General features: G+C 65.9%; 13 protein-coding genes and 1 tRNA gene. 9 read left to right on the top strand and 5 right to left on the bottom strand.

Annotation, left to right across the window (positions count from 1 at the left end; all coding sequences use genetic code 11):
• Nucleotides 1-170 precede the first annotated feature (170 nt).
• Nucleotides 171-246 (bottom strand) — tRNA-Ala (locus tag C1878_RS14485).
• A 41-nt stretch (nucleotides 247-287) separates the two neighbouring features.
• Complete coding sequence (locus tag C1878_RS14490; RefSeq protein ID WP_114602324.1) at nucleotides 288-1,781, bottom strand: response regulator transcription factor; 1,494 nt, start codon at nucleotides 1,779-1,781, stop codon at nucleotides 288-290.
• Between the two features lie 287 nt (nucleotides 1,782-2,068).
• On the opposite strand from C1878_RS14490, the gene C1878_RS14495 reads away from it, so the two are divergent.
• Nucleotides 2,069-2,590, top strand: coding sequence for a hypothetical protein (locus tag C1878_RS14495; RefSeq protein ID WP_241963774.1), 522 nt, complete (start codon nucleotides 2,069-2,071; stop codon nucleotides 2,588-2,590).
• 102 nt (nucleotides 2,591-2,692) lie between these two features.
• Here the strand turns inward: C1878_RS14495 and C1878_RS14500 are convergent, their stop codons facing one another.
• Nucleotides 2,693-3,547, bottom strand: a complete 855-nt coding sequence (locus C1878_RS14500; protein WP_114602325.1) for an Mrp/NBP35 family ATP-binding protein — start codon at nucleotides 3,545-3,547, stop codon at nucleotides 2,693-2,695.
• Nucleotides 3,548-3,764: 217 nt separating this feature from the next.
• Here C1878_RS14500 and C1878_RS14505 point away from each other — a divergent pair, with 217 nt between their 5' ends.
• The 3 genes from C1878_RS14505 to C1878_RS14515 all read left to right on the top strand — a co-directional run bounded on the left by C1878_RS14505 (nucleotide 3,765) and on the right by C1878_RS14515 (nucleotide 6,844).
• Nucleotides 3,765-5,066 (top strand): amidohydrolase, encoded by a 1,302-nt coding sequence (locus C1878_RS14505; RefSeq protein WP_114602326.1) that lies wholly within the window; start codon nucleotides 3,765-3,767, stop codon nucleotides 5,064-5,066.
• A gap of 502 nt (nucleotides 5,067-5,568) precedes the next feature.
• A complete protein-coding gene (gene modD / locus C1878_RS14510; protein WP_114602327.1) occupies nucleotides 5,569-6,411 on the top strand; it encodes a ModD protein in 843 nt (280 codons plus the stop codon).
• 223 nt (nucleotides 6,412-6,634) lie between these two features.
• On the top strand, nucleotides 6,635-6,844 hold the full coding sequence (locus C1878_RS14515) for a heavy-metal-associated domain-containing protein (RefSeq protein ID WP_114602384.1): 210 nt from the start codon (nucleotides 6,635-6,637) through the stop codon (nucleotides 6,842-6,844).
• Between the two features lie 89 nt (nucleotides 6,845-6,933).
• Here the strand turns inward: C1878_RS14515 and C1878_RS14520 are convergent, their stop codons facing one another.
• Nucleotides 6,934-7,359, bottom strand: a complete 426-nt coding sequence (locus C1878_RS14520; RefSeq protein ID WP_114602328.1) for a molybdopterin-binding protein — start codon at nucleotides 7,357-7,359, stop codon at nucleotides 6,934-6,936.
• 192 nt (nucleotides 7,360-7,551) lie between these two features.
• Nucleotides 7,552-9,138, bottom strand: coding sequence for a helix-turn-helix transcriptional regulator (locus tag C1878_RS14525; protein ID WP_114602329.1), 1,587 nt, complete (start codon nucleotides 9,136-9,138; stop codon nucleotides 7,552-7,554).
• A 240-nt stretch (nucleotides 9,139-9,378) separates the two neighbouring features.
• Here C1878_RS14525 and C1878_RS14530 point away from each other — a divergent pair, with 240 nt between their 5' ends.
• From C1878_RS14530 to C1878_RS14550, 5 genes are all read left to right on the top strand, one after another.
• Complete coding sequence (locus C1878_RS14530) at nucleotides 9,379-14,571, top strand: InlB B-repeat-containing protein (RefSeq protein ID WP_158539833.1); 5,193 nt, start codon at nucleotides 9,379-9,381, stop codon at nucleotides 14,569-14,571.
• 143 nt (nucleotides 14,572-14,714) lie between these two features.
• Nucleotides 14,715-16,073, top strand: a complete 1,359-nt coding sequence (locus C1878_RS14535) for a hypothetical protein (RefSeq protein ID WP_147272961.1) — start codon at nucleotides 14,715-14,717, stop codon at nucleotides 16,071-16,073.
• A 12-nt stretch (nucleotides 16,074-16,085) separates the two neighbouring features.
• Nucleotides 16,086-17,546, top strand: a complete 1,461-nt coding sequence (locus tag C1878_RS14540; protein WP_147272962.1) for a hypothetical protein — start codon at nucleotides 16,086-16,088, stop codon at nucleotides 17,544-17,546.
• Nucleotides 17,533-20,616, top strand: coding sequence for a hypothetical protein (locus C1878_RS14545; protein WP_114602333.1), 3,084 nt, complete (start codon nucleotides 17,533-17,535; stop codon nucleotides 20,614-20,616). Before C1878_RS14540 ends, C1878_RS14545 begins: the two co-directional genes overlap by 14 nt.
• 10 nt (nucleotides 20,617-20,626) lie before the next feature.
• On the top strand, nucleotides 20,627-21,358 hold the full coding sequence (locus C1878_RS14550; protein WP_114602334.1) for an ABC transporter ATP-binding protein: 732 nt from the start codon (nucleotides 20,627-20,629) through the stop codon (nucleotides 21,356-21,358).
• Nucleotides 21,359-21,572: the final 214 nt, after the last annotated feature.

A 21,572-nucleotide genomic window follows, 5' to 3' on the forward strand; every position in this document is an offset into this window, starting at 1 on the left:
GAATACGAGCGTCGGTTTGACACTGCTTGTCGAGATCAGAGATCAAGTGAAGATAGATAGGCTCAAGCTGGAGCAAATCTCTGGCCTGAGCCTTTATTGCCTCTTGACAATGTTCTACTCATATTAAACGAAAGCGGGCCGGACGATGATCGCCCGGCCCGCGTAGGTAGTGGTGGAGCCTAGGGGGATCGAACCCCTGACCTCATGGCTGCCAGCCATGCGCTCTCCCAGCTGAGCTAAGGCCCCGAAAAAGTGCGAAACCTAGTATAGCGGAAGAGAGCGGGGGGTCAAGCGCCATTTTTGAGAATTTCATCGTTTTCGGGCGTAGGCGAGAACGTCCGCGCTCGATCGCTCACGTAGGCGCGAAGGTCGCGCTCGTTGTGCACGTCCAGCTTCGCGTAAACGGCGTGCAGGTGCGTCTTGACCGTGTTCGGCGCGATGAAGAGTGCCTTCGCCGCGTCGGCGCGCGAGTCCCCCTCCACGATGCGCTGCAAAACGTCGAACTCTCGTTGCGTGAGGTTGAAGTCCTCGGCGACGATCTGGCAGGCGCGCAGCGCGTTCGTGTCCTCGTCGGGGTCTCCGGGGTGCACGAAGCCCCAGCCCGTGCGCAGGTTCGCTCCGTTTGACAGCAAAAGGGCCGCCAAGACGAAGCAGAACGCCGCAATGCACGGGACCGCGACCGATCCCGCGTTGTTGGGCAGCAGGTCCAAGGCCGCAGCGCCCAGCACCGCGCCCAGCGTCCTGCCGGCCATGAGCGAGGCGGTGGGGCACGAGGCCACCCAGGTGGCAGGCTGCCCGCAGTTCTTGATGAGGTACGATCCCAGGCCCCACAGCACCAAGTCGAGATAGAGGAAACCCGTTATCTGCAACACGACGCTCGCGCTCTCCAAAGGCGCGCCCGCCACGCCGGCCAGCAGAAGGCCCAGGCCCACGAGCGGGAACCCGATCTGGTACACCGAGCGGTTGAAGTCGAGCTTGCACACCAGCACCGTGGCCAGCGTGAGCCCGGCGGCCAGCAGGTAGCCCGCCGCGTTCCACGAAGGGTCGAACGCGCCGCTGGAGCACAGGAAGGCCACGAGCAGTCCGGCTGCGGACCCCTGCGCCACGGAGGTGGCGATGAACCGGTACGGCACGAGCACGTTCGCCTCGGGCTCGCCGTAGCGTGTTTTGCGGGATCCGCGCACGGCCAGCCGCGCGCGATGGAACGCGACGGCGAGCACGAAGGGGAGCGCGAGCACCGCCGCCCAGCGGCTCTGCGGTGCGGGCGCAGCGGCCAGTCCCAGGTACAGCACGACGGCGCCGAACGCGGCGGCCACGCCGAACGTGAGCGTCTGCGTCATGCCCAGCGCTCCCATGACGCGCGCGATCTCTATATGCACGCCGATGAGTCCCACAGCCATCAGGACGACGCCCATCCCGCGGCACGTGGCCGCCAGCGCCTCGTTGCCCACGCCGCCTTGCTCCCTGAGCAGCAGCAGGAACGCCCCGAACAGGATGCAGGCCGTGAGCAGCCCCAGGTACCATCCGCGGTCGAAGAAGGTGAGACGCCGGAACAGCACGGCGAACGACAGGCACGCCAACGTGCAGGCGAAGAACAGCAGCGTGCAGGTGGGCAGCGCCAAACCGCCCAGGTCGAACGTGCCCGGCAGCAGAAACGTTTCCATGAGCAACAGCATTGCAAGCAGCTTGTACGAGGTCAAAGCGACGAACAGGGATGGGATGGTGCGAACGCCGAGGACCATCCGTTTCAAGTCGCTTTGCCGGTGACGAGCGCGCTCCATAATAGCCTCCTTAGAGAGAGCGTGCGGCCGGCTTGCGCTTGGAACATCCCCATCCCATACGCGACGGCGTTTATTCAACTGCCCTTAGTATACGATACGCCGTCTTCACCTGCATGCGGTTTCTTCGGACATGCCGTTCGTCGCCCGACATGTTACGGTTTTCGGCCGCGGCCGCGCCGTGCCCTATAATGGCAAGCGAACGAATCGTTGAGCGAGGGCGGGTCGCCGGGGAATTGCCCGAGGCGGCCCGCTCGGCATGAGGGCGTTTGCGCGCAGGCGGAGGAAGCATGGCGGTTGGACAGGGAACGGGAGCGGTCGGCGCGGGCAAGGTGGGAGCATTGCGAGCGGTCGGCGGCGCGGCGTTGATCGGCGCGGACGGCATGCCCATGTCGACGTGGCAGGTTTGGCTGAGGCGGTTGTGCATCGTCATGATCGTATGGGCGGTGCTGGAGCTGGCGTTCGGCGTGGTGTTCTGGACCGTGGGGTCGGTGGTCGAGGGTGCGCAGATCGCCGGTATCGAGCTGCGTTCCATCGCGGCATCGGTGGGATCCACCGCGCTGATGAGCGCGGTGTTCAACTTGGTCATAGGCCTGCTGGGCATACGCGGCGCGAGGAACCCCTACAAGATATCGCTGTTCTTCTGGATCACGCTGGCCGACGCCGTGCTCACGGCATGGGCCATGGCCAGCAACATCTCGTCGGGCATCATCGACGTCACGGGCATCGTGAGCGGCCTGTTCATCATCGCCCTGGCCGTGTGCACCTGGCAGGTGCGCGGCCAGACGGGCTACTTCGACGAGCACCCGTAGGCGCAAGGCGAACATGCCGGGTTGGTTCCGTCCAGCCACGCAAAGAGGGCCTCGAGATCGAAATCCCGAGGCCCTCTGCCATTCGCGTTTGCGGGATGCCGCTTATTCGGCGTCCGCTTTGCCGCAGGCTTCCACCTGCTCGATGATGGGGTCGAGCGCGCCGGCCACGTCGTACTCCTCCACCTTGCCCTCGTCCACCAGGCGCGCAAACGACGGATCGATGGGCAGCGTGGCGAACGACGGGATGTCGTAGCGCTTCGCCACGGCCTCGCCCTGGGGCTCGCCGAAGATGAAGTGCTCTTTGCCGCATTCGTCGCACTTGAAGTAGGCCATGTTCTCCACCAAGCCCACCACGGGCACGTTCAGGTCGTGCGCCAGGTTCACGGCCTTGCCCACGATCATGGCCACCAGCTCCTGCGGAGCCGACACGGTGACGATGCCGTCCACGGGCAGCGACTGGAACACGGTCAGGAACACGTCGGAGGTTCCCGGGGGCATGTCCACGAACAGGTAGTCGATGTCGCCCCAGCTCACCTCGCCCCAGAACTGCTTGATGATGCCGGACACCACGGGGCCGCGCCATGCGACCGGGATGTCGTCTTTCGGCAGCATGAGGTTCACGGACACCACTTTGATGCCGCTGGCCGTCTGGGCCGGCACGATGCCGTCCTTGTCGGCCGTGAGCGGGTTCGTGATGCCGAACGTCTTCGGGATGGACGGGCCGGTGACGTCGGCGTCGAGGATGCCCACCTTGAAGCCCTTCTTCTGCATCTGGCTGGCCAGCAGGCTGGTCACGAGCGACTTGCCCACGCCGCCTTTGCCCGACACCACGCCGATGACGTGCTTGATGTTCGTGTTGACGTTCGTCGGGAATGTGGACGGACCCGCGTCCTCGCGGTCGCCGCAGCCGGCGACGCCGCAGCTACCGCATTCGTGCGTGCATTCTTCTTCTGCCATGTCTCCTTCTTTCCTCGAAAGGCCGCCGTGTCATGTATGCGGCCCGTCGTCTCGTCTCCCCGGCATGATAGCATATATAAGGTACGGTCAAGTAAGATTGCCGGCGGAGCGGCAGATAGGGAAGATTGCCGTCGGCAATTACTAGATGCAGTCTTATAATGTGCGGAAGAAAAACGCGCGCCCGGCGACGAGGGCGCCCTCGAGGCAAGGAGAGCCCATGCTGTTCGCAGACATCGACATCTTGGATGAGAACCTGGACCATCGATCTCATCGCTGGGTGGGCGTGAAGGACGGCCGCATCGCCTATATCGGCGAGAAGGCGCCCGTCGGAGCCGAGGCCGACGCGTACGGCGAGGTGTACGACGGCCGCGGCAAGCTGCTCATGCCGGCCTTCTACAACGCCCACGCCCACGCGCCCATGACGCTGCTGCGCGGCTACGCCGAGAACCTGCCGCTGCAGGCGTGGCTCAACGACATGGTGTGGCCTTTCGAGGCGAAGATGACGCCCGAGGACAACTACTGGGGCACGCTGCTGTCGTGCGCCGAGATGGCGCGCTACGGCGTGGTGGGCTTCTCCGACATGTACTACCACACCGACGAGCGCGTGCGCGCGGTGGTGGAGTCGGGCTTGAAGGCGAACATCTGCGAGAGCGAGCTGTACTTCGAGCCGAAGCCGTTCTCGGAGTATCGTGCGTGCGCGCTCTGCGAGGACTACGTGGACAAGTACCACGGCGCGGCGGACGGGCGCATCCTCATCGACTACAACATCCACGCGGAGTACACGTCGAACCCGCAGACCTGCAAAGACATCGCGGCCGTGACGAAGGAGAAGGGCTTGCGCATGCATCTGCACGCCTCGGAGACGAAGAGCGAGCACGAGGAGTGCAAGCAGCGCCACGACGGCATGACGCCCATCCAGTACTTCGAGAGCATCGGCGTGCTCGATTCGCCCACCACCGCCGCGCACTGCACGTGGTGCGAGCCCGCCGACTTCGACATCATGGTGGAGCGCGGGGTGTTCGTGGCGGCGAACCCGGCGTCGAACATGAAGCTGGGCAGCGGCTACGCGCCCATTCCGGCCATGCTCGAGCGCGGCGTGAACGTGTGCCTGGGCACCGACGGCATGGCCTCGAACAACAACCACGACATGATGCAGGATCTGTACCTGCTGGCCCTGCTGTACAAGGGCTCCACGAACGACCCGTCCGTGGTCACGCCGAAGCAGGCCCTCGCGGCCGCCACGCGCATGGGCGCGCTCTCGCAGGGTCGCGAGGACTGCGGGCAGGTGAAGGAGGGCATGAAGGCCGACCTCTGCGTGCTGGACGTGACGGGCCCCTCGTGGGCTCCCATGACGAACCCGCTGGTGAACGTGGTGTACGCCGGCCATGGCTCCGACGTGTGCCTCACCATGAGCGACGGCGCGGTGGTGTACCGCGACGGCGCCTTCCCGACCATCGACGTGGAGCGCGCCAAAGCCGAGGTGGACCAGCGCACGAAGCGCATCATCGCGGAAGTGTGACGATAGGTGCAGCCCCTCTGCGCCAGCGGTTCAAAGGGGATCGTGTCGGCTATGGAAGACGCTATACTGGGATATGAGCCAACTTGTCTTTTACGGCCGACAACGCACGCGACTTCCTCCTTGCTGAAAGCTGGCGACGCCTGCGTTCTGGACTCTTCGCGCGCTCCAGATTCTGTTTGCTCTGGGGTGCGTGTCCCCCATAGGGGCGGGCCGTTCGCACCCGGCGCACGGGAATTCTGTGGGCCGCCAGGGGAACCTGCACTCAAAGTACAGCTTCCCCTGGGGGCCTGTATTGGTTATTCTATAACAGCGATATTCCCAATTGAGAATATCGTGTGCGGGACGGCGGCGGCCTCTCCCTGGTTCGCCGGCGCCGCCCCGCATGGGTTTCGCCCGCGCCGCGTAGGCAGGCGCGGTTTTTTGGATCGCGCCATGTGCAGGCGCGGTTCGGCCCGCGTTGCGCGCGGGCGCTTTGCGACAACGAGAGGTGGAAGGGGAAGTCATGCTGCGAATATCCGACGCGCGCATCGACGGCTTCATTGCCGAGGACGTGCCCTACGTCGATCTGACGTGCGCGGTGCTGGGCATAGGGGACGAGCCCGGACAGATGGACTACTTCACGCGCGAGGACTGCGTGCTGGCCGGCACGGAAGTGGTCGAGCGCATCATGGCGAAGCTGGGATGCGAGGTCGTCTCGGCGGTGCCGAGCGGCCAGCGCGCGGCCGCGGGCGACACGTTCATGAGCGTGCGCGGCACCTCGGCCGACCTGCACGCGGCGTGGAAGGTGTGCCTGAACGTGTTCGACCACGGCTCGGCCGTGGCCACGAAGACGCGCGCCATGGTGGACGCGGCGCACGGCGCGAACCCGCGCTGCGAGGTGCTCACCACGCGCAAGAGCCAGCCCGGCGCGAAGGACCTGCTCACCGGGGCCGTCATGGCGGGCGGTGCGTTCCCGCACCGGCTGGGGCTGTCGGAGACGGTGCTCGTGTTCGACCATCACCTCACGTTCTTAGGCGGCTTCGACAAGTTCGTGGAGCAGCTGCCGGTCATCAAGGGCCGCTGCATCGAGAAGAAGCTGTTCGTGGAGGCCGACGCCGAGCGCGCCCGCGTGCTCGCGGCCGCCGGGGTGGACGGCATCCAGTTCGACAAGGTGCCCGCAGACGAGCTGGCCCCGCTGGTGGGGGAGCTGCGCGCCATCGACCCGCACCTCACGCTCATCGCCGCCGGGGGCATCAACCCCCAAAACGCCGCCGCCTACGCCGCCACCGGCGTGGACGGCCTGGCCACCACCGCCCCCTTCGCCGCCAAGCCCCTGGACATGAGCGTGCGCATGCGTGCTCTGTAGGGAAGGGCGGAGACGCAGCGGCGGCGCAACGATAGCTTTTTGTCATCCTGAGCGGAGGCCGCACAGCGGCCGCAGTCGAAGGATCCCCTGCGGCGCCAGCGGAAAGCGATGGAAACACGCACCTCGCATGTTTCACGTGAAACATGCGTTCGATAAAACAAGCGAGTTGTTCGGCAACGAAAAAACGAATTGCCGGAACGGAACGAAAGAAGGAGCGACGATCATGACTGTTGCAACGTTGAAGGTGACGGGCATGCACTGCCCGAAGTGCACGGCCCGCGTGGAGAAGGCCGTCGGCGTGCTGGACGGCGTCATGGGCGTCTCAGCCGACTTCGAGGCCGACAAGGTCGACCTGACCTACGACGGCCAGCCGTCCACGCTGGACGCCGTGAAAGCCGCCATCACCGCCGAGGAGTTCGTCGTAGAAGGGTAGCGAGCCTTCGAAGAAAGAGGCCGCGCGATGCGGCCTCTTTCCAATGCCCGACGAAAGCCGGGCGATGTTTTCGTATCGCTCGTGCGCGGTTATTCCACGCCCACGATGACGTCGGTGGACTTGACCACGGCCAGCGCCTCGGCGCCCTCGGTCAGGCCCAGGTCCTCGATGGCCTCGTTGGTGATGGAGCCCATGATGCGGTTGCCGTCGGCCAGCTCGAGGGCCACGTGGCCGTTCACGGCGCCCTTCTTCACGGAAACGATCTTGCCGGCCAGCTGGTTGCGGGCGGACAGGCCCTTGATGCGCTCGGTGCCCGCGGCGAACATGACGTTGCTGGCCTTGATGACGGCCACGGCGTCCACGCCCTCTTTCAGGCCCAGGTCCTTGATGGCTTCCATGGTGATGTCGGCCTTGATGGTGGCGTCGCCCAGATCGATGGCGACGACGCCGTTCACGGCGCCGTCGGTGACGGACGAGACGGTGCCCTTGAGCTGGTTGCGTGCGGAGATCTTCATGATACGCTCCTTCTTGGTTGGGGAGGGCCGCCGACCTTTTCGGCGAACCCGTCGGTACGCTTGCCATTATGGATGGTTCCGCCAAGAAGGGAAGGGGACGCGGCGAATCGCCCCCGGTTCGTTTCGTTTCGCCCCTTCTCGTCACGTTTCGTTTCAATGGGCGGTATGGCGAAGAACGCTGGGGTGGCAAAACTACCGCTCCGAGAACATTTGCATGAGCTCCTTCTTGTTATGCACGCCCAGCTTGTCGTAAGCGTTCTTGCTGTGGAACTTCACCGTGCGCTCGGTGATGAACAGCTTCTCGGCTATGCCGCCCAGCGTCTGCCCGTCGATGATCATGGCCACGATCTCGCGCTCGCGCTCCGTCAGCCCGTAGGGCTCCATCAGCTTCAGCTGGTGCGCGCGCAACGCCTCGCGGATGTCCTCGAGCGAAAGCGGCTTGGGTTCCGCGGCGGACTCGGCCGCGCGCTGCTCGGCTCCCAGCTGCCTGATGCGCAGCACCATGTAGAGGATGGCCAGCACGGCCACGAAGGCGATGACGACCGTGGCCGTGCTGGTGAGGGCTTCGAAGCCTATTCCCAGGCTCTTGTTGATCCACGCGCCCAGGTACGGCACGTACAAGGTGCCGCTGCCCAGGATAAGCAGGGCGAAGCAGGGCACGAAGGGCAGGCGAGCGTCGGCTATCTCGCGGGGAAACACGATCCAGCAGAGGATGACCAGGCAGTTCTTCGCGCTCAGCACCATGCCGAGCGCCGTGGTCATGGTGCCGGGCAGCTTCATGGAGAACAGCAGCAGCCCGCCGACGAGCAGGATGAGGGCGATGCCCGCCATGAGCTGCATGAGCAGCGCGGGATTGCGCGGCTCGGTTGGATTGGCGGAACCGCCCGGCCCGGCCAGCCCTTCCGGCTCGGCGAAACCATCCAGATGGGCGAACCCGCCCGACGAAGCCTCCTCCTGCCCGGCCGCGGCCTTCTTCGAGGAAAAATAGAGCAGGCCGCCCGCCCCGATGAGCAGCAGCCCCGCAACGGTCACGGCCAGCATGCTGGTTGTGACGATGTTCGAGTTCGTGAGGTAGGGATTCGCCGTCAAGCCGCTGAAGAGCGACGCTGCGAACGTGCACAGGCAGAGAACGACGATGAGCATCCACGGGAGCCGGCGCAACGCGTCGGGGTCGATCGGCTCGAACGTGAAGAAGCCGTTGCTGGCCGTGTGGACCGCGCGGCCGGTCTCGTCGCCCAGAACCTCCTCCTCGCTCCTTCCCAGTGCGCGGAACAGGCAGATGCCGGAGCACGCAGGGAGCGCTATCGCGGCCAGAAACGTGGCCTGCGAGCTCAGAAGCGAGCAAGCGAAGAGCAGGGCGGCCGAACAAAGCCCTGCCGCGCACACCAAGGGGATAAGGGTTCGGTAGCCGAAAAGAGTGAGCCGTTCTCCCCATGCGACGACGAGCAGGGCCCCGCACGCCATTTGCAGGCAAAAGAACAACAGTCGAGCGCCCTCGCTTCCGGCGAACGCGTACCCGAACCCGCAGGCGCTCGCGACGAGGGAGACCCCCAGCAAGAACCTCCGCCCGGGCTCGACGGCCAGCAAGCGGTTTAATAGCCCGTACAGCAGCAACGTGATGGCGAACACGGCGCAGACCGCCGCGCTTCCGTTGTGCACGGCGGCATCGCGGGCAAGGCACAGGTAGTCGCTCGTTTGCAGCCAAGCGAGCAGACTCGAGAAGCCAAGGAATGTCACCAGGTTGTAGGGCATGGATCCAGTATAACGCCTGTCGGCCATTGTTCGCCACTAACATTATTCTTTTACTCGAATAGTCAAAATACTGTCCCTAAAGTACAGGGCACGTTTTATACTCTATTAGCTATTATTCTTCCGTGGGTACGCATGGAACGCTGGCCTCAAGGGGCCTCCGCCCATGCGCGAAAGGGAAAACCTGCGCCCGAGGACAGGTAAAAGTAATAGAAAGGAGTGCAAGGGATGAACCATTCCAAGCAGAAGAATCATTGCAGAGGGGGTGCGATGAAAAGAGAGATTGCGGCATCGGCGTCTCGAATGCCGGCGTTGTTCCGAGCCTTCGTGGCGCTGGTGCTGTGCATGGGGCTCATGGTCCCGTCCACGCTGACGACCAACAAGGCGTACGCGGCGACCGACGAGTACAGCCATGGCAACATAGCTGTCAGCTCCGACGAAGCCGCCAACGACGTGATCGAGCTTGCGGTCGGCGAGACGGCGACCATCACGGTGCTTCCATATCAGCACGTGCAGTACCAGGGATGCGGAAGGCCCGAGTGCCCGCAGGATTGCGAGGCCGAGTACGGCAAGACGTGCTTCGAAACGGGCAAGGGCTGCGTATGCGATCCCGCTCCCGTGTTGCGATCGGCGACAGTGGAGGCTTTGCCAACAGACACGGGCATCGTGTCTGTTGGCGACGTTGTCGCGGACAAGGAGCTTACTGCCTCTGCAGATAGCGTCGGCGCGACGAACGCTGGCAACATCGAATTAAAGGCGTTGAAGAGCGGTGAGACCACCGTAGTCGTAAGCGCCGACGACCTTGATTTCTGGACTCCGGCTTCCGTTACCTACACGGTCAAGGTTGCCGAGCGCGACACAACGGCCCCCACCGTCAAGGCCGACCAGAAGATCCAGCTGCGCCAGGCCGGCGACACCGGCACCGCGCGCGTCTCGCTGGAGGGTGCGAGCCAGGAGTGGGCCGACAAGGTCGAGTCGGTGTCCGTCGAGGCCCTCAGCGGCGACGACGCGGGCGCCTCGAGCGTCCTGTCCGCCGATCAGTACGCGGTGGACGTCGCCAACGGCCGCATCGCCTTCACGCGCACCGAAGCCGACCCCGTGTTCTCCGTCGCACCGGGCGAGGGCGACCCAATCGACGTCGCCGCATGGGGCAGCACCACGACCTATCCGCAGTCCAAGCAGTACAAGGTGACCGTCAAGGCCGACGGCTACGCCGACGTGGAAGGCGCGGTCACGGTGTACACGGGCGCCGCCACCACCTTCTCCATCGTGGTGGATGCGGACGGCAAAGACGAGACAACCGACGACCGCACGGTCGTGAAGACCTACACCAAAGACCAGATCGAGCAGATGTCGACGTTCCAGAACGGCTCGTCGCAGTGCGGCATGACCGGTTTCCGCACGTTCTCCGCCAAGGGCGTCGCCCTGGCCGATCTCATCGCGGGCGCCGGCGTCAAGGTGAGCGAGACCGACGCGTTCAAGCTCGACACGACCGACGATTTCGGCCGCATGTGGAGCTACTCGCAGCTGTTCGGCGACCGCTACTTCCTGCAGAGCATCTACGACGACCCGGATATGAAGGCCGCCTACGCCGAGCTCGTCGCTTCCGACGACGAGGCGGGCGCCACCGTCGAGCTGCGCAAGCTGCTGGCGAGCAAGGCCAAGGAGGACAACTCCATCGCCAAGCCCATGATGTCGGCGAACTACGCCGAGACCATGATCTCGTCCGACCAGGTGGCCGACGCGGTGCTCCCCACCGAGGAGAACACGGAGATCAACGAGCTCGTCGGCGCCGAGAACCAGTACCGTTTCACCTACGGCATATCTCTGGTGCAGGAGGACTGCACGGTAACGTTCGCGGGCGAGGGCGTGGAGATCCCGGCGCAGACGGTGAAGAGCCATCTGATGACCTCCACCGAGAACACCACCATCCGCTCGACCTACTGGAACAACGCGCTCGTCATCTACAAGAACGCGGCCGAGCCCGTCGAGCCCAGCGCGGCGGCCGACAAGATCGCCAAGCCGGCCGACCCGACGCGCGAGGGCTACACCTTCGCCGGCTGGTACACCGACGAGGCCTGCACCGACGGCAACGAGTTCGACTTCGAGGCCAACGACGGCACGGTGGACGCGAGCACCACGCTCTACGCCAAGTGGGTGAGTGATCAGTCTGCCGCCCCCACCGTCAAGGCCGGCCAGAAGGTCCTGCTGCGCCAGGCCGGCGACACCGGCACGGCGCGCGTGTCCCTGGAGGGCGCTACCCCCGAGTGGGCAAACGCGGTCGAGTCCGTCACGGTGACCCCCGTCGTGGACGGCGTCAAGGGCGAGCCCCGGACGCTCTCCGACGGCCAGTACTCCGTGGACGCCGCCAGCGGCCGCGTGACCTTCACGCGCACCGCGGACGACCCGGTGTTCTCCGTCGCCGCCGGCGAGGGCGACCCGATCGACATCAGCGGATGGCGCGGCACGACCACCTACCCGCAGTCCAAGGTCTACGAGGTGTCCGTCAAGGCCGCCGGCTACGCCGACGCGACCGGCGAGGTGTCGTTCTACACCGGCACCTCCGAGGAGTTCTCCATCATCGTGGTGGAGGAGGACGGCACCGAGAACAGGGTGGCGAGCTGGACCGCCGACGAGCTCGAGGGCCTCGACGGCTTCGGCTTCCAGAACGGCTCGTCGCAGTGCGGCATGACCGGCTTCCGCACGTTCTCCGGCAACGGCGTCTCGCTGGCGGGCCTGCTCGCGGACGCCGGCGTCGAGGTGTCCGAGAGCGACGCCTTCCTGCTGGACACGTCCGACCACTACGGCAACAACTTCACCTACGACAGCCTGTTCGGCGCCCAGCGCTACTTCCTGGCGGGCATCTACGACGACGACTTCAAGGCGAAGTACGCCGAGCTCGTCACCTCCGACGACGAGGCCGGCGCCACCGTCGAGCTGCGCCGCCTGCTGGCGGCCAAGGCGCTGGAGGACGGATCCACCATCGAGCCGATGGTGTCCACCGGCTACGCCGAGACCATGATCTCTTCCGACCAGGTGGCCGGTGCGGTGCTCCCGACCGAGGAGAACACGGCCATCAATCCTCTAGTGTCTCTGGAGAACCAGTTCCGCTTCATCTACGGCATCAAGCTCGCCCAGGACGACTGCACGGTCACGTTCGCGACCGGCGACGGCTCTGCGGTCGAGCCCCAGACGGTGAAGAGCCACCTGATGACCTCCACCGAGAACACCACCATCAAGTCCAGCTACTGGGCCAACGCCCTGTACGTCTACCGCGGCAAGGCCGAGCCCGTCGAGCCCAGCGCGGCGGCCGACAAGATCGCCAAGCCGGCCGACCCGACGCGCGAGGGCTACACCTTCGCCGGCTGGTACACCGACGAGGCCTGCACCGACGGCAGCGAGTTCGACTTCGAGGCCAACGACGGCACGGTGGACGCGAGCACCACGCTCTACGCCAAGTGGGTCGAAGCCGAGCCGGTCGAGGATATCGACCTCGGCATGACGTTCCCCGCCGATTCTGGCACGGTATCGACCGACATGGGTCGCAACCCGGCCGGCAAGGTGAATTTCAGCCTGAAGCCGTCCGACGATGCTTTCGCTGTCTACCAGGCGGCGCATGCCGACGCGACGAAGAAGGACATGCTGCAGGTATGGATCGACGGCATCACGTCCGTGACCATCGACGGGGTGAAGCTCGAGGGCAAAGCCTTCAGCGAGTGGAAAAACGAGCTGACCAACGCCGCCGATGACGCGGGCAAGCTCAAGTACTACGAGATCACGGCCGGCACTTCGTCGGCATCGGTGGCGCTGCCCGTCGCGCTCTTCGACACCACGTCGAGCGAGACCGACACCAAGACGCTTGCCGTGGAGTCCGCCGGCTTCGCGGCCGTGTCGGGCGACGTGACGTACCGCAACATCGGCGCGGAGGACCTCGTCGTGCGCGTGCTCAACGAGGACGGCACCGTTCGATCCACGGAGGTGCTCACCCAGGACCAGCTAAAGAGCCTGAACGTTCAGAAGCGTTACAACACCAGCGCCAACTGCGGCATGGCGGGTCTGCGCTCCTATACGAGCGAGGGCGTGTTGCTGACCGACGTGCTTGACGCGGCCGGTGTCGAGTTCGGTCCCGGTATGACGCTCAAGCTGCGCGTGAACGACCAGCTTGATGCGAACGGCGATGCGTCGACCGCCGAGGACGGCTATATCGGCAACGCCCAGTTCTCGTACGACTACCTGTTCGGCCAGCCGCGCTACTATTATCCGGCCGGGTGGGACGACACCACGACGTATCCCGAACTGGGAGGCAAGACCATCTACAGCTTCCTTTCCCAAGACATGCGCGCCTGGAAGGGCGACGACGAGCGGTCCAAGGCGCTTGCCAAGCTCATCGGTGCAATCAAGGAGGAAGTGCAGCCGATTCTCGCTTGGTCGTGGAACGAAGGCGTTGTGGCTTGGGGCGGTGCGAACCCGTCTGCGGTTGACGGCTACAACGGCTACACGGATCAGGAAACGTATCGCTTCCTCTTCGGCATGAACGCAGCCGAGGACGGCTCCATCACCGATGACAACACCACGTTCTCCAACACGTACGCCGTGTTCGGCATGGACGTCGTGGCCGGTGAAGTCGACGAGTCCGGAACGTACGGCATCACCTACAACCTCGACGGAGGCGTGAACGCGGCCTCCAACCCGGCCACGTACACGGTTGGCACGGCCGTGCAGCTGGCGGCTCCGACCAAGGACGGCTACATGTTCGACGGTTGGTACACCGACGCGTCGTTCTCCAACCGGGTGACCGAGATAGCCGCAGGCGTGTCCGGCGATATCGCGCTTTACGCGAAGTGGGTCAAGAACGCCGATCCGACTCCCGAGCAGCCTGCTACCGGCACCAAGATCGATCCGGCGACGGGCGTTGCAGTGAGCGGCTCCGTGCTCGCTCCTGGCGGCAGCGCTGTCGACGGCAGCTTGAAGGTGTCGGAGATGCTGTCCTCGAGCGACCGCTTCCAGGAGTTGAAGTCGAAGTACGCACCGGCGAACAACCTGCTGTTCAAGGTGTTCGACGTGTCCCTGCAGAATCTGAACGGCGTTGAAATCACCGACTTGGGCGCCGACGGGCTCACGCTCACGTTCCCTGTGGGGGCCGAGTACAACGGCAAGCCGGGCACGATCATCCACCTGCACAAGAACGCAGACGGCACGGTGTCCGAGCAGCGCAGTGCCGACGGCCAGAAGGTGGTCGACGGCAAGCTGTCCATCTCGGGTGTCAAGAACTTCTCCGAGTTCGTGGTGATGGTGAACGACAACGCCGCGACCGCGGGAGGAAACGCGTCCGGTACGACGTTGACGAAGACGGGCGACAGCCTGCCGATAGTGCCCATCGCCTGCTTCGGCGGAGCGGCGGCGCTGCTATTGGCGCTGGCCGTGCTCGCCCGCCGTCGCGACGGCATGGACGAGAGGGGCTAGCTCCTTCGCCGGGTTTTGGCGAAAGGCGGCATGAGGGTTGCCTCGGAGGGCGGGACGCGGTCGGCGTTTCGCCCTCTCGGGGCGCATCGAGGGCCTGTGCGGTGTCTCGCGCGGGCAAGAAAAGAAAGCTTAGGGGGATTCACGTGGTTTCGAAAACAGCCGTCAGAAGGGCTCGTCCCGCCGCGCGCGTATCGGCGCTTGGAATAGGGCTGGCGATCATGCTGGCGCTCGCGATGCTGCCGGCGCAGGCGTTCGCCTACTACAACCGGGGCAGCGTGTCGGTTGCTTTGGGAACCACGGCCATCGAGGTGCAGGCGGGGGCCACGGCGAGCGCGACCGTGTCCATCGCGCCGTCGTCGGACGATCAGACCGAGGGGTGCGGCATGCCCAAGTGCCCCCAGGGGTGCGCCGACTCCTGCGCCGACGAGAACGGGCAGTGCCGCTGCTCCGGCCCCGACTACAAGACGTACTATCCCACGGCCGTGGCGTCGTCCAGCAACGCGAGCGTGGCCGTGGCCACCTACAGCGGCGGCGCGCTCACCGTGTACGGCAAGTCCGAGGGGGAGGCCGTCATCACCGTGCGGGCGTCGCTGCGCCAGTTCACCGACGCCGAGGCTGCGCTCAAGGTGACGGTGTCGGGCACGGCCGCCGGTGCCCAAACGGGCTCGACGGCCTTCGTCGACGTGCCCGAAGCGGCTGCGGCCGACCAGGAGGACAAGGCCGCCTTCGTGGAGAAGACGGTCATGGGCCGTCCCGTGCACAACGTGCGCATCGTCGACGGGTGCGACGCGGCCGGCCGCCTTGCGGAGATGGCCGGCGTCGACGGCGACGTGACGTTCTGGGAGGGCGACACGTACTACCACCCGAACTACTCGCTCACGTTCAACGGCACGACGTACGAAGCGTCCGCCGTGCAGCCCTTCGACGTGGGCCTTGCGGTGTCGACCGAGGCTGCGGGCGTGCTGAACCAGCCGCTTTCCGGCGTGCAGAACTTCGTGGCGGTCGACTTCGCCTGCAAGGGCGCGCTGCCCGCTCCCGCAACCGTGTACGCCCTGGCCGGGACCGCGCTCTCCGACGACGACGCCGTGGCGTTGTTCTCGTACGACAGCGCGGCGAAGGCGTTCGTGAAGGAGGACGCGTCCGCCGCCATGGTGGGCGGCTATGCCACGTTCACGGTGCAGGAGGGCAAGACCTACGTGGTTTCGTCGCGAGACCTGACGACGGAGGCCAAGGCCATCGTGGTGGGTGGTGCGACCTCCGCCCAGCAGGGCGGCAGCTGCTGCGATCCCACGCCGGCCGCAGCGACCACGGCCGACGGCGCGTCGTGCTGCGACGCGCCGAGCACCGCTATGGCTCCGATGGTGCCCATCGCCATCGGCGTCATCGTGGTGGCGGCCGGGGTGGCCATCGTCGTGATCATCATGACCCAGCGCAAGGGCAAGAGCGCGGGGGAGCCTTCGGCTTCCCCGGTAGCCGGCGCGAACGAGGAAGAGGGGCGTTAGGAGATGAACGGCATGAAGCATCAGCGCGCGAATGCGCAGAGGGAGGGTGCGATGAAGTCGCCCCGGGCTTGGTCCGCACCGGTGATCATGCTGGCAGTTGCTTTGGCCTTCGCGCTTGCAGCCTGCCTCGTTCCCACTACGAAGGCGGCCGCGTACTATAACTTCGGCACAGTGGGGGTGTACCCCGGCGGGTCGTATCTGAGCGTGCAAGCAGGGCAGTCCACCAGCACCAGCATCAGCGTCGATCCGTCGTCGAGCGATCAGACGCTCGGCTGCGGCATGGCCAAGTGCCCGCAAGTTTGCACGAGCGAGGAGGTCATTGAGGCGAACTACACGTGCTTCGACGTGAACGGACAGTGCACGTGCGCCGGCACCTCGTATTCCACGTACTATCCCGAGGTGTACGCCTCGTCCAGCAACGGCGGCGTGGCCACCGCGTACGTGAGCGGCGGCACGCTGGTCGTCACGGGAAACTCGGCAGGGTCCGCCACCATCACGGTGACCGCGTCGCTGCGCCAATGGACGACGAACTCCGCCTCCATCCAAGTCGATGTGACCGAACCTCCCACGTCGGGCGGATCGACCTCGGGCGGGGGAGGCGGCGGGTCGTCGAGCTCGGAAATCCCGGCTTCATCTCTTTCCGCAACTAGCACGCCGTCGACGGCGGGCGTTCCACGGGAGGCGACGCCCACCGAGTCGAAGGACGACGCGCTGAACGAAACCGTCATAGAAACGGTGGCCGGCAAGGTCATTGTGGTGGAGAAGAACAGCTTCCTCGAAACGCGTACGCAGTTCGAGAAGATCATCGGCACGAAGGACCAGGTCGTTTTCTGGTCGGGTTCCTCGTCCGACCGTCCCGACTATTCGTGGACGTTCGTGGGGGAGGACGTGTCCGCCGACAGCCCGTACCTGGACTTCGACCCCACCATCACAGTGTCGAAGCTGGGCGCCGGCAACGTGTCCAACATCATGAAGCAAGCCAAAGACGGGCTGGTCATGGAGTTCGCCCATGAAGGCGACCTTCCCGGCGAGGCGTCCGTTTACGTCAAGGTGGGCGACGCGTTCTCCGACGGCACGGAGCTGGGCCTGTTCTGCTTCGACGACAAGGCCAAGCGCTTCGAGCGCGCGCAGGAAGGGCTGAAGGTTCAGGACGGCTACGTGTCGTTCAAGACCACGCACTGTTCCACCTGGGCGTTCTCCACCGACGATCTGGCAAGCTACGAGGTGGAGGAGACGAACACTCCCGGTGCCATCTCCGTGAACAAGCAGGACAGCATCGCCGACGAAGGCTCGAACGGCTGGATCGTGCCGGTGGCCGTGGGCATCGTCGTCGTGGCCGCTGCCGCCGTCGTCGCCGTCGTGCTCGTGCGGCGCCGCAAGCGCGCCGACAGCGGGACGGACGTCGAGCAGGAAGGGGCGCCGGAGGCCGAAAAGCCGCCGGTCGCCAAGGACGAGCCCGATGACGCCCGCTAACGAGCGTGCAGCCGCCGCAGGCGCGGCGGCTGCACGCCTCTTCCAAACGCTGCTCGTAGCCCTGCTCGTCGTCGGCGCCGTTTCCGCTCCGTCGCCTGCGTTCGCGGCGATGGGGGGCATGGGCGGTTCCGGCTCCTCCGAGGACGTGTCCTCGGACGCCTCCGTCGCGCAGAGCGCGGACGACGACCCGAACGCGGAGCAGCTCGGCCTCATGCCGAAGCTCTTCCGCCTCACCGGCGAGAGCCGCGCATCCCAAGGCGAGGGCAGCCTGTCCGTCGAAGGCGTGGGCGCCGTCTTCCCGAACCTGCTGTCAGTGAACACCACGCCCGCGTCCATCAGCACGGGCATCGAGTGCCACATGGACGAGGTGTGCGGCTTCGACCCCTGCACCTGCGGCAAGCCCGACGCGTGGGGCCACTGCGCGTGCGGCGGCTTCCGCGAGACCACCCCCGCCGTGACCATATCCACGAGCGACGCCGACGTGGCGCAGGTCGTGCAGGCGTTCGGCCAGACGTGGATCATGCCCGTCGGGCCCGGCACGGCCACGGTGCAGATCACGGCCGACCTCGTGCACTACCGAAGCGCCAGCTACGCGTTCGACGTGGAGGTGGCCCCGTTCGGCGCGGTGGACGCCCTGCTCATCGCGGCGGCGCTTCTATTGGCGGTGGGCATCCTGGTGGGTCTGTTCTTCCTCGTGCGGCTCATCGTGCGCCTCGTGCGACGCAAGCTGGCCGAGCGCCGCGCCTGGAAGGCGCGCGGCGACGAGCTGAAGGAGGAGTTCCCCTTGACGTGGCGTGCCAAGCTCCAATCCGAGAAATATGCGAAGTCCCAGCGCGGCCGTCGTCGGCGCGCGGGGCACCGCCGCCCGTTCGCGCACGACTTCCTGTTCTCGCTGCGCCAGGCGGTTCCGGTGCTCGTGGCCGCGCTTGCGCTGTTCGCCGTGCTCGTGCCGGTGTCCACCTCGGTGGTGGGCGACATCTCCGTGTTCAACGTGAACTACACGCACGAGCAGCTGAAGTTCCAGTTCTACGCGCAGGACCTTGCGCCCGTCGTCAACGCGGCGTGCGTGCTGTTCGGCGCCGTGCTGGCCGTGGTGCTGTTCCGTTTCCTGCTGGTGAAGCGCGCCACCACGGCGTTCTTGTCGGTGGGCCTGTCGCGCGTGAAACTGTTCTTCTCGCGCTACCTGGCCGGCGCCGCGTGCATCGTGGCGGGCATCGCCGTGCCGTTCGCCGTGTCGCTGCTGCTGAACCACCTGGCGCTGGGGCTCTACGACGGCGAGGTCCACGAGTTCTTCTACGTTACCTGCGGCTACGTCACGGTGGCGCTCGCGGCGTTCGCGCTCGTGGGCATCGCCGTCATCTGCGCGGGCACGCTGTTCGAGACGTGCACGTTCGGCGTGGCGCTGCTGGCCAGCGTAAGCGTGGTGCTGTGGGGCGTGGGCGTGCTGGCCGACTACCTGCTGGTGGGCAACGCCTCGGGGGCGGCGCTTTACGGCCAGGCGGTGCAGGTGGAGCCGTCGTTTTTGTCGCAGCTCTCGTATCTGAACCCGCTGCTGTTCTTCTCCGACGCGGGCGGCTCGCACCAGTTCTTCATGGCGCTGCATCCCGTGTACTACCCCGTGTTCGGATCGTGGTCGCTCATCATCGGCTGGTTCGCGGCGTACCTGGCGCTTTCGGCGCTGGGGCTGGCGGCGTTTTGCCGCCGTCGCGGCGAGCAGGCCGAGATGGCCGGCAAGGCGCCCGTGTTCTCGCTGCTCTCCGTGGCCGTGCTGGGTTTGGCCGCCTTCGCGGCCGCCGTGGCCCTGTTGGGCTCGGTGGACGTGGGGGTGGCGCTCGTGGTGGGCGCGGCGCTGTTCGTGCTCGTGTCGCTCGTGCTGCTGTTCGGACCCCTGCGCGGCCGCACCGCACGCCGGACGACGCTCGCTTGCGTGGGCGGCGAGCTTGCGGCCATGGCGGCCGTCGTGGCGGTGGTGGCGGGCGGCGCCTTCGGGTACGCGGGCTTCATCCCCGCTGCCGAGGACGTGGAGAGCGTGGAGGTGTCCTACAACGGCTCGCCCAGCTACCTCACGCAGGGCTTCTCGGGCGTGGCCAGCGGCTCGTCCTACTATTACACGTCGTACCGCAGCTACGGCCAGGAGTCGTCCGTCGACATCGTGCGCTCGCTCCACGGCCAGCTCATCGACTCGGCGCGCACGGCGCGCGCGACGAACTACGAGGATTTCCAGAGCTCGGTCGTGCCCTACGACGTGGTGCTGCGCTACCGTCTGAAAGACGGCGGGGAAGTGGTGCGCTACTACAACCAAGCCACGGTGGGCGAGCTTTCCGCCCTGTTGGCCCTGGACAACGACGAGCACACCCACGAGCTGGAGAACGCCGTGGTCACCGGCGACACGAGCGGCCTGTCCGACGAGGAGCGCGAGGCGCTGTCGAAGTCGCCCTCGTACAACGCCTACCGCGCCGGCTACGTCTACCTGGGCGACGGCGCGCTCAACCGCATCATGCAGGTGGAGTGCACCGACGAGGAGCGCTCCGAACTCGTGCGCGCCTTGGCGCACGACCTGGCGAACACGAACGCGAACGAGCGCTACCTGCCGTCCAAGCCGGCCCGCGCCGCGCTCATGTTCACGCTGTCGCCCGAGCTGGACGTGGCCTCGTTCGGCTACTCGTTCAGCAACGCCGTGACCTACGTCACGGACGACTGGACCGAGACCATGGCGTGGCTCGAGGGCAAGGGCCTTATCGACGCGTTGGGCGGGCAGCTGGACTCCAAGGTCATCGAGCAGCTCACGTTCCAGCTCGATGACCCCTACGCGTCCATCAACAAGGTCACGCAGCCGGTGAGCCGCTATTTCATGGCCTACCGCAGCGAAACGGCCGGCCAGTACTGGATCACGCAGGACTACGGCGCCCTCAAGGTGGTCGACGAGCAGAGCAAGATCGCCGAGATCGTGCCGAACCTGCGCATGGGCTGCTACATGACGGGCGGCTACCTGGTGCAGGCGAAGCTGCGCGGTATCGAGGCGTACGTGTACTTCTACCTGCCGGCGGAGCTCGCGCCGTCGTACCTGTAAGGGGGTGCCCATGATAGAGGTGGCGAACATATCGAAGCGCTTCGGGGCGCATCAGGCGCTCGAGGACATCACGCTCACCGTGGCCGACGGCATGGTGTACGGCCTGGTGGGCTACAACGGGGCGGGCAAGACCACGCTGCTGAAGATCATCGCCGGCGTGTACAAGCCCGACGCCGGCGAGGTGCACATCGACGGCGTGCCCATGCACAGCGACCGGGTGAGCCACGACTCGCTGTTCATCGTGGCCGACGAACCGTACTTCCTGCCCCAAGCCACGCCCGAGACCATGCACTCGTTCTACCGAGGCTACTACCCGCACTGGTCCGACGACGTCTACGAGCGCATGCTGGCCCTGTTCGGCTTGGATCCTCTGGCGAAGGTCACGGGCTTCTCCAAGGGCATGCAGCGCCAACTGGGCATTCTGCTGGGCTTCGCCACGGGCGTGAAGACCATGCTCCTGGACGAGAGCTTCGACGGGCTGGACCTGGGGAAGCGCAACCTGCTGAAGCGGCTGTTGAAGGCGTACGCGCACGAGCGCGGGGCCTCGGTCATCCTGTCGTCGCACAACCTGCGCGAGCTGGAGGACGCGGCCGACCACCTGGGCATGATCAAGGGGTGCCGGTTGACGTTCGACGGCAGCGTGGCAAGTGTGCACGAGCAGTATCCGGGGTCGTCTTTGGAGGAGATTTTTCTGTCCGAGGGCGGGAACAAGGTCGAGGACATCCATGGTATTTTCGTTTGAAAATCGGGTGGTGGCCGCAGGGGCCGGGGACTCGGGGGCACGGCGCTCGGGCAGTCCTGGCTCGCACGAACAGCCCGCAGGGCTGTTCGGCTCGTGCGGAATCTCGCGGCGCGCCCCCGAGCCCCCGGCCCCTGCGGGGGACCCGCTTTGTCAGCTGGGTGAGAGAGGGGGACAGCGGAGCGCCTTCGGCGCTTGCTTTGGAAGGATGTTCCGT

This window comes from Gordonibacter sp. 28C (genome assembly GCF_003339845.1).
In the GTDB taxonomy this organism is placed as follows: domain Bacteria; phylum Actinomycetota; class Coriobacteriia; order Coriobacteriales; family Eggerthellaceae; genus Gordonibacter.

What these genes read in the sequence shown, in the direction of transcription:
- C1878_RS14490 (WP_114602324.1), bottom strand. Translation starts at nt 1,781, where the DNA reads ATGGAGCGCGCTCGTCACCGGCAAAGCGACTTGAAACGGATGGTCCTC.
- C1878_RS14495 (WP_241963774.1), top strand. Translation starts at nt 2,069, where the DNA reads ATGGCGGTTGGACAGGGAACGGGAGCGGTCGGCGCGGGCAAGGTGGGA.
- C1878_RS14500 (WP_114602325.1), bottom strand. Translation starts at nt 3,547, where the DNA reads ATGGCAGAAGAAGAATGCACGCACGAATGCGGTAGCTGCGGCGTCGCC.
- C1878_RS14505 (WP_114602326.1), top strand. Translation starts at nt 3,765, where the DNA reads ATGCTGTTCGCAGACATCGACATCTTGGATGAGAACCTGGACCATCGA.
- modD (WP_114602327.1), top strand. Translation starts at nt 5,569, where the DNA reads ATGCTGCGAATATCCGACGCGCGCATCGACGGCTTCATTGCCGAGGAC.
- C1878_RS14515 (WP_114602384.1), top strand. Translation starts at nt 6,635, where the DNA reads ATGACTGTTGCAACGTTGAAGGTGACGGGCATGCACTGCCCGAAGTGC.
- C1878_RS14520 (WP_114602328.1), bottom strand. Translation starts at nt 7,359, where the DNA reads ATGAAGATCTCCGCACGCAACCAGCTCAAGGGCACCGTCTCGTCCGTC.
- C1878_RS14525 (WP_114602329.1), bottom strand. Translation starts at nt 9,138, where the DNA reads ATGGCCGACAGGCGTTATACTGGATCCATGCCCTACAACCTGGTGACA.
- C1878_RS14530 (WP_158539833.1), top strand. Translation starts at nt 9,379, where the DNA reads ATGAAAAGAGAGATTGCGGCATCGGCGTCTCGAATGCCGGCGTTGTTC.
- C1878_RS14540 (WP_147272962.1), top strand. Translation starts at nt 16,086, where the DNA reads ATGAAGCATCAGCGCGCGAATGCGCAGAGGGAGGGTGCGATGAAGTCG.
- C1878_RS14545 (WP_114602333.1), top strand. Translation starts at nt 17,533, where the DNA reads ATGACGCCCGCTAACGAGCGTGCAGCCGCCGCAGGCGCGGCGGCTGCA.
- C1878_RS14550 (WP_114602334.1), top strand. Translation starts at nt 20,627, where the DNA reads ATGATAGAGGTGGCGAACATATCGAAGCGCTTCGGGGCGCATCAGGCG.